We start from the raw sequence: 12,513 nt of genomic DNA on the forward strand, positions 1-12,513 counted from the left end.
CGTGCAGAAGCGGTCAAACCCTTGTAGTGGCCCATGCAAGGGTAAACCAGAGAGAGGAAGCATACCATACTCCCTTTTGGTTGCGCATAGCACATGGACATGTCATTCACTCATATGTAGAAAACCGTAGATGCAAAAATAATAACGATTCATGGCCTCTTTTATAACTTTTTATATAAATTACTTGCTTGTTTCGTTCTTTTCCAGTAAATATGAATTATAGAGTTTACGGGTAAACTAGATAGTAGTGTGAAAAGATAGACACTGTATTCGGAATTCCAATGCAAGTAATCAGATAGGATGTGTGGTGCTGGAAGAATGGAACAACATTTAAATGAAGTGATTATGCATTATGGCTATATCGGGCTTATTGTTGCATTAGCTGGCGGCGTTGTCGGTCTTCCGGTGCCAGACGAGCTATTGCTTACATTTGTCGGATATCAGGTATCTCGCGGCTATATGACATATACAGCCGCATTGGCAAGCGGATTTGCCGGGGCAGCGCTTGGGATTACGTTAAGTTATATGTTAGGTTTAAGGCTTGGACTTCCGGTTCTCAGAAAGCTGGGACCTAAGGTCGGCATTAGAGAGGATAAGATTCAGCGTACCCATAATTTGTTTGAAAAGTACGGTCCATTTTTACTTATGATTGGCTACTTTTTGCCAGGTGTACGCCATTTAACGGCATATTTTGCGGGCATTTCCTCGTTAAGCTTCCGAAAGTTTTGCTTTTTTGCTTATCTTGGTGCATTCATATGGGTAAGCCTATTTGTAACAGTTGGATGGAAGCTCGGAGAAAACTGGCACTTTGTGGAGTACTGTATTCATCAGTACGGTGTTAGATTGACCGTCTTTGTATTATGTCTGCTGCTGCTTGGATGGATTTATATGCAAATCACAAAAAAAGCAAAGCAAAATCGAATTTAAGGCCTGCATACAGCAGGCTTTTTTAACAATTTATAAAATTTCGCGACAATGTTTCCCATTACTTTCCGTCTTTTGAAACCTATGATGTTCACAGTACACGACACAAAAGAACAAGTTTGCTTGCTGTTAAAAACATAAGAAACGGCATAAAGGCTTTGACCGTTATTATACTCGGCAGGATCGCTATGCCCACCTAAAAAAACTTAGCACGAGTTTCCTGTGCTAAGTTTTTCTTTTTCAAAAGATAAGTATAAAATTACGGGGCAATGCTTTCCATTCCTTCCTGATGTTCACAGTAAACAACAGGAGAGAGCGTCTTAAAGGATTTGACCGTTACTATACTTTGCAGGCGCTCTACGCTCATTTAAAAACTCGGATGGTTTTTCTTATTCAGCAATTTCTTCATACATGAAGTACGTTACGTTGTAGATGTGTTCTACTTCTTCGTCTGTCATGTACATTAGCTCCTCACGGTGAATTCCCTTTCTCTTCTCAATAAACTCGATCATGTTACGGCGTTCTTCTCTTTTCATCTTGATTTCCCCCTTTAATATTTTGTGTGTTAATACAGTGTATTTAAGTTAATACTATTATATAACAGAAGATTCAGAAAGTGCTACACTTTTTTAGGGAAAAGTACATTTTTTTTTAAAAATTGAGTCCCCGAACAGAAGGGGGAGCTCTGTTGTACTACAGACTTAATAATTCCGGATTGATTCTTTATAATACTTAAGGTTTTTTCTTTCAAATCCATGGTTCCCACACTCCTTTTTCATTTCTAGTTTTTACTCTTTTCTAGAATGTGCACTTTTAAATAAAATTTAAAATAAAATTTGCTAAATTGGGTGAAGAATAATGATACAATTAAATTTGTCATTTTATGTGAAAGGATGGGGAATTATGACAAATAAAATATTTCTATTGCTTGTTGTCCTTGGTGTTCCTCTTTCAGTAGCAGGAAATTTGCTGCATTGGCCGCAAACGATTATGTTCGGCATCTATTGCGTAACAATTATTGCGCTCGCCGGTTTTATGGGACGAGCTACAGAAAGTCTTGCAATTGTATCGGGGCCGCGCATCGGCGGATTATTAAACGCAACTTTTGGAAATGCAGTAGAGCTTATCATTTCCATTTTTGCATTAAAGGCTGGTTTAATAGAAGTGGTGCTTGCTTCTTTAACAGGTTCCGTTCTTGGAAACTTGCTTCTTGTCGGCGGTTTATCCTTCTTTGTCGGCGGTTTAAAATATAAGCGTCAGGCATTTAACGTGTATGATGCCCGCCACAATTCGACTCTTCTTATCTTTGCGGTAGTCGTGGCATTCGTCATTCCAGAAGTATTTTCTTTAAGCATGAACGAAACAAAAACATTTAGCTTAAGTATGGGTATTTCTATCATCTTAATTCTTCTATACTTAGCGGCGCTATTTTTCAAGCTTGTAACGCATCGCGGTGTGTATCAGCATCAAGAAGACGAAGTGGAAGAGCACGAAGAGCCGGAGTGGGGCAAAGGTACAGCAATTGGCGTATTAGCCATTGCGACTCTCGCGGTAGCATATGTATCTGAAGCGCTTGTACATACATTTGAAACAGTAGCGAAAACGTTCGGCTGGTCAGAGCTATTTATCGGGATTATCATCGTAGCGATTGTCGGAAATGCGGCAGAGCACGCTTCCGCTATCATCATGGCATACAAAAACAAAATAAACGTGGCGGTCGAAATTGCAGTGGGTTCCACTCTGCAGATTGCGATGTTCGTTGCCCCTGTTCTTGTTCTCGTTTCTCTTATGTTTGAAACGAGAATGCCGCTTGTATTTACATTTTCCGAGCTCATTGCAATGATTACAGCTGTGTTCCTCACAATTTCGATTTCCAGTGACGGGGATACGAACTGGTTTGAAGGCGTTACGCTTTTATCGGCTTATATTATCATGGGAATCGGCTTTTATCTTCTCTAACAAATTCTCGGCCAAGCGTCGGGAATTTTTTTGTCTATTTCTAATATGCTTGTACTGTACAGAGAAAAAGTAAAAGGGAGAGACGGATGAGAATTACACGCTTTTTCTTTTTTATTATGGGAATTGCGATTTTGACGTTTGGGGCCAGTCTTACGCTGAAAGCTAATTTAGGAGCGGGACCGTGGGATGCTTTGTCTGCTGGACAGTCACAAGCGGTCGGTTTAACTGTTGGGTCATGGGTGATGATTAACGGAAGCCTTTTATTATTCATCAATGCATACTTGCTGCGTGAAAAGCCTGAATTTCTCGCTATTCTTACCTTTGTGTTCATTGGTACTATGATTGATTTTTGGCTTCTAAAGGTACTGAAGGATTGGAGTCCGGATGGAATCCTATATCGAGGCGTCATTCTTCTGCTCGGTATTTTTTTAATTGCGCTCGGCGTAGCCGCGTATTTGCAGTCCCGTTATCCCGCCAATCCGATTGATAAACTGATGCTTGCTTTGCATAAACGGTTCGGAGCCAGCCTCATGGCGGCAAAAACAATTGGCGAAATAGCTGCGCTTGTGCTGGCTATTTTGCTGCAAGGGCCGATTGGCATCGGCACACTTGTCATTGCATTTACGATCGGTCCTATGATTCAAATGTTTTATCGGCCTATAGAAAGGTTCATGCTGAAGATCGGTTCTATCTTGAGATAGAACCGATTTTTTTATGGAAAACTGGATAACAAGCAGGTGAGGAGAAAACAATAACAATGATGTATTTTTACTGAAAGGAGCCTTATCATGAAACATGTCTTTATGTGTTTCCTATTTTTCTTTACTTTGGCCGTGCCGTTTAACGCACTTGCGAATAAGTCAAGCGCGCCGCAGGCGTCTGTGAAAATTCCTTCGTCTGTTATAGATATTTCAAAAGAAAATACGTATCCGAATGCAACGCAGGATTTGCCCCGTCTGCAGCCAAGCGAGCTGGCGAAAACTCTTTTGGATACATCAAAGATTTCGATTGAAAATCTTGATTTAATCCGCATGTTTAATGAAACGTCTATCTCCAACGCACCGCTTGCGGTCGGATACCGGGCGAAAATTTATTTGGGGCAATGGCCGCTGAATTACGAATCAATGGAAACTACGGTGAACTGGGAATACCAGCAAATTAACCGAAATTTCCATGATAATCGCGGAGGCAATACGTTTCATCAGATGTCCTATCATCAAGACACACAAAAAATTATACAAGGCGGACTCACTGCACCAATCAAGAACGCAGAGGATGTTAAAAAAATGATGATGTCAAAAGCCATGGAAAAAACGCATCTCCCTCTTGCGTTCCAAACTGTGGTTGGATACGGGACGAAGCATAGCCGTGTATATAGCATTTCACCTAGAAACCTTGGGTATTTGAACGCTTATGCACCAGCCGTGAACGAGAAAGGGAAGGTTACGTTCGGTGAAGTATACTTAGTTCTAAAAGGAAATCAGCGCAAGCTCATGATCAAAAACGTAACATCCCAAGGAATCGGTGCATGGATTCCTATCCAAGATCACGTATCATTCGGATTTATGACTTCGCCAAATCCAAGATAAAAAAAGCGTCAGCTCATAAGGCTGGCGCTTTTTTGTTAGAATTGAATTATTGCTTTCTTTTGTAAGAAATTCTCATTCGGATAGTAGCTGTTTTTCACAAGAATATTCGGTCCAAGGCATTTGACAGCGGGACAGTGACAGCTCAGCTCTTGCGCTGTCTTGGAATGCATCCATGTTTCATATGCTTCCTGGAGCGTATGTGTTTGAATGTTGCCAAGAGCAGGCGTGTCGCCAAAATCCGTTACGATGATGTTTCCGTCAAAAATATTGACGTTCAAGCGGGAACGGCCGTCCGGATCGTTTCGTACTGTTACGTTTGTACTGTTATGCAGCTTTTTCATTACAGCCAGATCCTGCTCGTCATTGCTGCAGGCGTAAAACGGCAGCGTGCCGAACAGCATCCAAACGTTTTCATCGCGAATATCGAGAAGATGGGAAATCGCATCGCGAATTTCTTCCTTCGTCAAAATTTCTAAGCTGCTTGCGAAATCGCTTGGGTACATCGGATGCACCTCGTGACGTTTACATCCCATTTCTTCCACAATTTGACGATGAATACGTTCAATATGAGGAAGTGTGCGCTTATTGAGCATCGTTTCTGCCGATACAAGCACGCCGGCTTGTGATAGAGCTTTGCTATTTTCAATCATGCGCTCAAACAGCTTTGCGCGTTGCTCGAAGCTCGGCTTTCGTTCCATCATCGCAAAGCCGCCTTCTGTGAAATCCTCAATTGTTCCCCAGTTATGAGAAATATGCAGAACGTCCAAGTACGGTATAATTTGCTCATATCGCGCTAATTCTAAAGTTAGATTGGAGTTGATTTGCGTACGTACTCCGCGCTCATGCGCATATTGCAGAAGGGGCGCTACGTAATTTTCAACTGACTTCTTTGAAAGCATCGGCTCTCCGCCTGTAATGCTTAACGAACGCAAAGCCGGAATTTCATCGAGACGCTTTAATATCAAATCTAGCGGCAATGCATTTGGGTCTTTAGGCTGCAATGTGTAACCGACCGCGCAATGCTCGCATCTCATATTACAAAGAGTTGTTGTAGTGAATTCTACGTTTGTGAGTGTCATTTTACCGTACTCTTCTACATCCATATAAGCTTCCCACGGGTCGTAGGAGGGGGTAATCGGCTTTTGTCTTTGCGATACATTCATATATAAAACTCCTTTATCCAGCAAGAAATTGTCTATCCCCTATCATAGAAGAATACAGGTGTTTTATAAACCGTTTTGCTTAAAAAATTTAAAAGACCTGCTGTTTCCTGTATAATAGTAATCATTCAGACAAAAAGGAGCGAATTTTTGTGGGAAATGCCGTACACGATAAAGATTCACAACTAGTATATTTGAAAGAACGTTTAAATATGTTTGCACAAGTGATCGAGACGATTGAGCCGGAGGAAGTAGATCTTGAGGATATCGATCGTTTAATAAATATGTTAGATGAGCTCGAGCAAAAGTGTGAGCAGTTCAAGAAAAACTAATAATTCCTTTTGAGAGAACCCGTATTCCTGAACAAGAATACGGGTTCTTTATGTTATTTTTTGCTAAATCTTTGTGACGGAAGGAGAATACGTTTGATACGAATTAGTACCAGGTGTTAATATTAGGTTGTGGAAGGAGGGATAATGATGTATAGTTTTGTGATTCAAGTGTTGAAAGGATTATTTCGTATATTCAGCGGCAAGATCTTTGTATCCGGCAAAGAGAAGGTGCCAGTATCGGAGCCGTTTGTCCTCGTATGCAATCACGTAAGCTGGCTTGACGTGGTTTGTCTTGGTTTAGCATTATATCCGACGCAGATTCACTACATGGCGAAAAAAGAGCTGTTCGGGCAGAAGCTAGTAGGCAAACTTTTGACAAACTTAAACGCATTTCCGGTTGATCGTGAAAAACCGGGTCCGAGCGTATTGAAAACACCGCTTCAATTATTGAAAAAAGATAGGGTCGTGGGGATTTTTCCAAGCGGCACACGCTCTGCGGAAAATGCATCCCTTAAAGATGGGGCAGTCTTTATCGCGTCACGTGCAAACGTACCGATTGTACCGGCTGTTTATATTGGTCCGCATGATATGAAAGGTGTTCTAAAGCGTCAGAAAAAGCAAATCATCTTTGGCGAGCCGTTCTATGTTCCGAAGACAGCGAAAAGTAAAGACGATACGATTCAAAAATCAACTGATCAGCTGCTGTATGTTTTGAATGATTTAGAAAAGAAACATGCGTAGCATGAAAAAGTGCTGCTGTCCCAGCAGTACTTTTTCTCTTGAAGTTTGTGATAAAAATTTTTTATATATACAAGTGAATAAAAAAACCGTCTTTTGATAGTGGGGAGAGAGCATCCGGCGACGTGCAGAAGCGGTCAAAGCTTTGTAGTGGTTCATGCAAAGGTAAACCAGAAAAAGCATACCATACTCCCTTTTGGTTGCACATCGCACATGGACATGTCGAATTTATCATTCACTCATATATAGAATAGGCGAAAAAGGAGAAAAACATGATACGCGCAACAATGGTGTTTATCTTGGCGGGGCTGGCTGAAATCGGAGGCGGCTACCTTGTGTGGCAGTGGCTGCGCGAAGGAAAATCCGGCTGGATCGGTTTAACAGGCGGCTTTATTTTATTTTTATACGGTGTAATTGCAACATTTCAAGTATTCTCGAGCTTCGGTCGTGTATATGCAGCGTATGGCGGCGTTTTTATTTTGATGAGTGTGCTTTGGGCTTGGTGGATAGACAAAAAAACGCCCGATATATATGACTGGGCGGGAGCGATTGTCTGTTTAATGGGTGTTTCCATTATGCTTTGGCCGAGAAGCTAAATGTTATAGTTCGAAAAGATATAGAATAAAAGCTCTATCCTTTTTTAGCAAAAGGAGTATAATCAAGTTGTAAAACTTTTTGTAAAGTTGGCAGCGTATACAAGCTAGGGAGGGGTACAAACAAATGGAAAAGCTTCAAGAAAGCATGTATCAGTTGATTGTTGAAACATCCACAAACTTGCCAAAGGATGTTCGACGTGCCGTTCAACGCGCAAAAGAGCGCGAGAGTGCAGGCACTCGTTCTGCGATGGCGTTAGATACAATTACAAACAACATTAAAATGGCAGATGACAATATTTCTCCAATTTGTCAGGACACAGGCATGCCTACATTCAAAGTGAAAACACCAGTGGGCGTAAATCAGCTTGTCATTAAAGAAGCGATTTATAAAGCAATCGAGCAGGCGACAAAAGACGGGAAGCTTCGTCCGAACTCTGTAGACTCTCTATTCGGTCATAACAGCGGCAACAATCTTGGTGCCGGCACACCTGTCGTGAAATTCGAGCAATGGGAAAAAGACTATATTGATGCACGTCTAATCCTAAAGGGCGGCGGCTGTGAAAACAAAAACATTCAATATAGCCTTCCATGCGAATTGGAAGGACTCGGACGCGCAGGACGCGACCTTGACGGCATCCGCAAATGCTTGATGCATGCGGTTTACCAAGCGCAAGGTCAAGGCTGCAGCGCCGGTGTAATCGGTGTTGGTATCGGGGGAGACCGCACGTCCGGCTATGAGCTTGCGAAGGAGCAATTATTCCGTTCTTTAGACGACGAAAATACAATTCCAGAGCTTCGTCAATTAGAAGACTATATTATGGAAAATGCCAATAAGCTTGGCATCGGTACAATGGGCTTCGGCGGCGAAACAACACTGCTTGGCTGCAAAATCGGCGTATACAACCGTCTTCCGGCAAGCTTTTACGTATCTGTTGCGTACAACTGCTGGGCGTACCGCCGTCTAGGCATCATGATGAACCCGGAAACAGGCGAAATCATGGACTGGCTGTATCAAGAAGGCGATGATACGTTAAAGCAAGAAGGACAAGCTGAAGACACAATCGCACAGCGTGAGGTTGTTCTGCAGGCACCGATTACAGAAGAACAAATCCGCGAGCTGTGCGTAGGCGATGTTGTTATCATCAACGGCATGATGTACACAGGACGCGATGCGCTTCATAAGCACTTGATGGATCATGATTGTCCAGTGGACTTGAACGGACAAATCATCTACCACTGCGGTCCGGTAGTAATGAAGGACGACGAGAATTGGAAAATCAAAGCGGCAGGCCCTACAACAAGTATTCGTGAGGAGCCTTACCAAGGCGATATTATGAAGAAGTTCGGCGTTCGCGCGGTAATCGGCAAAGGCGGCATGGGTGCAAAAACGCTTGCAGCCTTGAAAGAGCACGGCGGCGTATACTTGAACGCAATCGGCGGTGCAGCGCAGTACTATGCTGAATGCATTAAAGAAGTAGAAGGTGTAGACTTCTTGCAATTCGGTATTCCAGAAGCAATGTGGCACTTGAAGGTAGAAGGCTTCAAAGCCGTAGTTACAATGGATTCTCACGGAAACAGCCTGCATGCGGATGTGGACAAGTCCTCATTAGAAAAGCTTGCAGAGTTTCAGGAGCCAGTATTTAAATAAGATTAAAAAGACGGAGCAGAGGCTTCGTCTTTTTTTACTTTTCTGGAAAACAATGCACTGCATGAAAGGAAGTTGTAAAACAGAAAATACGAGTACGAAATACTGTCGAAAGGAGCACAGCACGATGAAACAAAAATGGATTTCCTTCGGCTTACTCGTAATGATGCTTATCGCTGTTGTGCCATCATCTGTGTCTGCCTATGCGAACGCGGCGAAGCATTGGGGCACAACGCGCAGCAATAAAGAACTGCCGCCGGATGCTGGCAAGGAATTCATAAGCATTATTGAGAAGTACGATAGCTTTTACCTTGGGAATACCAATAAAAAAGACATATACTTAACGTTTGATAATGGATATGAAAATGGGTATACAGAAAAGATTCTGGATGTATTAAAGAAAAAGAAAGTTCCTGCAACCTTTTTTATTACAGGTCAATACGTCAAAGAGCAGCCTGAACTTGTTAAGCGGATGGTAAAGGATGGACATATTATCGGCAATCATTCCTGGCATCATCCGGATCTCACAACTGTAAGCGATGTGCGTTTTCGCAAGGAATTGGAGCTCTTGGAGGAAGAAGTAAAAAGCCTTACAGGACAAAAGGAAATGAAGTATCTCCGTCCGCCGCGAGGCATCTTCAGCGAACGCACCTTAGCGTTATCAAAAGAAATGGGATATTACAACGTGTTTTGGTCACTAGCTTTTCTTGATTGGAAAGTCGATCAACAGCGCGGCTGGAAATATTCGTATGACTGTGTAATGAACCACATTCATCCCGGCGCCATCATTCTTCTTCACTCCATATCGAGCGACAACGCAGGAGCGCTTGATAAAATCATTGACGATCTCCGCAAACGAGGCTACACATTCAAAAGCTTGGATGACCTTACTGCCGAAAAGTTTGGACCAGAAGTGAACTATTAAAAGCTGTGAGCCGCGTACTCACAGCTTTCTTGTATGCCGTGTGCTATAATGAGTGCAAATGTCAAAAAGGGTGAATAGTATGTGGAATACAACCGTCAGCCTGCGAAGTCCGTACAATTTTGAACAAGTATTAAAGCGCTTGGCATTAGACCCGTTGAACGCTGTAAACATAGCGGAGAAAGAAATCAAAGTGCCGCTTGTGTTAAACGGAAGACAAGCAGTCGTATCCGTACAAGGAATCGGCACATTCGAAGAACCTGTATTTGTTCTCTCAGGAGCTCACAATGAACAAGAAGCTGATGCAGTGGAGCGCATTGCTGAAACTTTTGGCTGGAACACAGAAATCGGAAACATTCACAATCATTTTCTTTCCACAAATCTTCGTCCGCTCTTTGAGCGATTTGCATATACACCGCTTGTATTGGAATTCAATTACTTTGATTGCTTAGTGCGATGCATTGTGCACCAGCAATTGAATTTGAAATTTGCATTTACGTTAACAGAGCGTTTTGTCACAACATACGGAACAACCGTGGATGGCGTATGGTTTTATCCGACACCGGAACGAGTGGCCGAAATTCCGATTGAAGAGCTTCGTGCCTTGCAGTTCAGCCAGCGCAAAGCGGAATATTTAATCGGTTTGGCACAGCATATCGTCAGCGGGAAGCTGAACCTTGAGAAACTGAAGCATCTATCTGACGAAGCGGTAGAAAAACAGCTGTTGCCGCTTAGAGGAATTGGACCGTGGACAGTACAAAACTTCCTGCTATTTGCACTCGGGCGCGCAAATATGTTCCCAAAGGCGGATATCGGATTGCAGCGAGCTGTCCAACATCTTCTCGGATTGGAACAAAAGCCGGATGACCGCATGTTAGAAGAACTAAAACAGGAATGGGAGCCATACGGGAGCTATGCTTCCTTATATTTATGGCGCAGTATAGAGTAGGAGATGTAAAACATGAAACAAAAGCAAAACCAGTTCGAAAGCAAGCTGGAAATGGGACAAACCTTCCCGGTTACCATCAAACGGCTCGGCATTAACGGCGAAGGAGTCGGCTATTTCAAACGGCAGGTTGTCTTTATTGCCGGCGCATTGCCGGGCGAGGAAGTAGTGGCGGAAGTAACAAATATCAAACGCGGATTCGCGGAAGCTAAAGTAAAACGAATTCGAAAAGCATCTCCGCAGCGTGTAGCACCGCCGTGCCCGGTATACGACCAGTGTGGCGGCTGTCAGCTTCAGCACCTATCATATGAAGGACAGCTTGAACAAAAGCGCGACATCGTCGTACAAGCATTTGAAAAATACACAAAAGTACCGACGAACTTAATTCGGCCGACCATCGGCATGGAAGAGCCATGGCATTACCGAAACAAAAGCCAGCTCCAGGTCGGTAAAGATAAGCAAAAAGTCATTGCCGGATTGTATGCGCTGAATTCCCATCAGCTTGTGGATATCTCAGACTGCATGATTCAGCATAAGGATACAAATGAAGTAACGCAGAAGGTAAAACGTATTTTAGAGCGATTAGACATCCCTGTGTATAACGAACGCAAACGCACAGGCATCGTGCGCACGATCGTAACGCGCATTGCCGTGCAAACGGGAGAAATTCAGCTTGTGCTCATCACGGCGAAAAAAGAGCTGCCGCGCAAGGATCAGTTCATTAAGCAGATTCAAACAGCGTTGCCGCAGGTTAAATCCATTATGCAGAATGTAAACGGTGAAAAAACATCGCTTATTTTCGGAGATGAAACATTCCGTCTCGCGGGCAAAGAAGTGATTCAAGAAACGCTTGGAGACTTAAACTTCGAACTGTCTGCGCGGGCCTTTTTCCAATTGAACCCGACACAAACGGTGAAGCTGTACGATGAAGCGAAAAAAGCGGCGCAGCTTACAGGGAAAGAAAAGATTGTAGACGCGTATTGCGGCGTAGGCACAATCGGTCTTTGGCTTGCGGATGGTGCAGCGGAAATCCGCGGCATGGATGTGATTGGGGAATCCATTGAAGATGCGAAGAAAAACGCAAAGCGCCATGGCTTTGATAATACACTGTATGTGACGGGCAAAGCGGAGCACTGGCTGCCGAAATGGGTGAAAGAAGGCTGGCGTCCGGATGTAGTCGTGGTCGATCCGCCGCGGACTGGGTGTGATGATAAGCTGTTGGATACAGTGCTCCAGGTAAGCCCTAAAAGATTAGTTTATGTGTCTTGTAATCCGTCCACTTTGGCGCGGGATATTGAGCGGCTTTCTAAGAAGTATAATGTAGAGTATGTGCAGCCGGTGGATATGTTTCCGCACACCAGTCATGTGGAGTGTATCTCGCTACTTACTTTAAAATAAGGCAGTCAGCCCTCTATCATAAGGGGGCACTGCCTTTTTCTATTTCTTGTAAAGGATTAACGAAGTTGTAATGAATATGAATATTGCCTTCATTTGAACAGGTAATCTTCTCGACTAATGCATGTAATACTTGAGGAGACAGGTCTTTTAATGTGACTCGTGAACTGTAAGTAAACAAACTATACGCGTAGAAGCCGGCTTATTGGAGCTTTTGGATGTGGGCTCGAATTCCGTAACTTCCACTAATCGCTAATATAACTGTAGTCGATTTCCTATATTAAGGTTATCGACTTTTTTGTTTCTT

At 43.2% G+C, this 12,513-nt stretch carries 13 protein-coding genes; 11 read left to right on the forward strand and 2 right to left on the reverse strand.

Annotated elements, in window-relative coordinates; translation table 11 throughout:
- Positions 1-318 precede the first annotated feature (318 nt).
- Positions 319-927, forward strand: a complete 609-nt coding sequence (locus tag H540_RS0105560) for a DedA family protein (RefSeq protein WP_028399789.1) — start codon at positions 319-321, stop codon at positions 925-927.
- 386 nt (positions 928-1,313) lie between these two features.
- Here H540_RS0105560 and H540_RS0105565 read toward each other — a convergent pair whose 3' ends face one another.
- Entirely contained in the window at positions 1,314-1,460 is a 147-nt protein-coding gene (locus H540_RS0105565; protein ID WP_028399790.1) for a BH0509 family protein, read from the reverse strand.
- Positions 1,461-1,827: 367 nt separating this feature from the next.
- Between H540_RS0105565 and cax the strand changes: the two genes are divergently transcribed.
- The 3 genes from cax (at position 1,828) to H540_RS0105585 (ending at position 4,472) form a co-directional block, all read left to right on the forward strand.
- A complete protein-coding gene (gene cax, locus H540_RS0105575; protein ID WP_028399791.1) occupies positions 1,828-2,883 on the forward strand; it encodes a calcium/proton exchanger in 1,056 nt (351 codons plus the stop codon).
- An 86-nt stretch (positions 2,884-2,969) separates the two neighbouring features.
- Complete coding sequence (locus H540_RS29045) at positions 2,970-3,584, forward strand: YczE/YyaS/YitT family protein (protein WP_034670431.1); 615 nt, start codon at positions 2,970-2,972, stop codon at positions 3,582-3,584.
- Between the two features lie 87 nt (positions 3,585-3,671).
- The gene (locus H540_RS0105585) at positions 3,672-4,472 is read left to right on the forward strand and encodes a YfkD famly protein (protein WP_028399792.1); all 801 of its coding nucleotides are present in this window, start codon (positions 3,672-3,674) and stop codon (positions 4,470-4,472) included.
- A gap of 35 nt (positions 4,473-4,507) precedes the next feature.
- On the opposite strand, the gene yfkAB is transcribed toward H540_RS0105585, so the two are convergent.
- A complete protein-coding gene (gene yfkAB, locus H540_RS0105590) occupies positions 4,508-5,635 on the reverse strand; it encodes a radical SAM/CxCxxxxC motif protein YfkAB (RefSeq protein ID WP_028399793.1) in 1,128 nt (375 codons plus the stop codon).
- A 149-nt stretch (positions 5,636-5,784) separates the two neighbouring features.
- On the opposite strand from yfkAB, the gene H540_RS0105595 reads away from it, so the two are divergent.
- From H540_RS0105595 to rlmD, 7 genes are all read left to right on the forward strand, one after another.
- On the forward strand, positions 5,785-5,964 hold the full coding sequence (locus H540_RS0105595; RefSeq protein WP_028399794.1) for an SE1561 family protein: 180 nt from the start codon (positions 5,785-5,787) through the stop codon (positions 5,962-5,964).
- Between the two features lie 147 nt (positions 5,965-6,111).
- Positions 6,112-6,705: a lysophospholipid acyltransferase family protein gene (locus H540_RS0105600; protein WP_028399795.1), complete on the forward strand. Its 594-nt coding sequence runs from the start codon at positions 6,112-6,114 to the stop codon at positions 6,703-6,705.
- Positions 6,706-6,974: 269 nt separating this feature from the next.
- On the forward strand, positions 6,975-7,298 hold the full coding sequence (locus tag H540_RS0105605) for a YnfA family protein (protein WP_028399796.1): 324 nt from the start codon (positions 6,975-6,977) through the stop codon (positions 7,296-7,298).
- Positions 7,299-7,422: 124 nt separating this feature from the next.
- Entirely contained in the window at positions 7,423-8,946 is a 1,524-nt protein-coding gene (locus H540_RS0105610; protein ID WP_034670433.1) for a fumarate hydratase, read from the forward strand.
- A gap of 124 nt (positions 8,947-9,070) precedes the next feature.
- Complete coding sequence (gene pdaA / locus H540_RS0105615; protein WP_028399798.1) at positions 9,071-9,868, forward strand: delta-lactam-biosynthetic de-N-acetylase; 798 nt, start codon at positions 9,071-9,073, stop codon at positions 9,866-9,868.
- A 79-nt stretch (positions 9,869-9,947) separates the two neighbouring features.
- Entirely contained in the window at positions 9,948-10,814 is an 867-nt protein-coding gene (locus H540_RS0105620) for a DNA-3-methyladenine glycosylase family protein (RefSeq protein ID WP_028399799.1), read from the forward strand.
- Between the two features lie 12 nt (positions 10,815-10,826).
- The gene (gene rlmD, locus H540_RS0105625; RefSeq protein WP_028399800.1) at positions 10,827-12,209 is read left to right on the forward strand and encodes a 23S rRNA (uracil(1939)-C(5))-methyltransferase RlmD; all 1,383 of its coding nucleotides are present in this window, start codon (positions 10,827-10,829) and stop codon (positions 12,207-12,209) included.
- Positions 12,210-12,513 lie beyond the last annotated feature (304 nt).

This window comes from Ectobacillus panaciterrae DSM 19096 (assembly GCF_000430785.1).
GTDB classification, from domain to species: Bacteria; Bacillota; Bacilli; order Bacillales; family Bacillaceae_G; genus Ectobacillus; species Ectobacillus panaciterrae.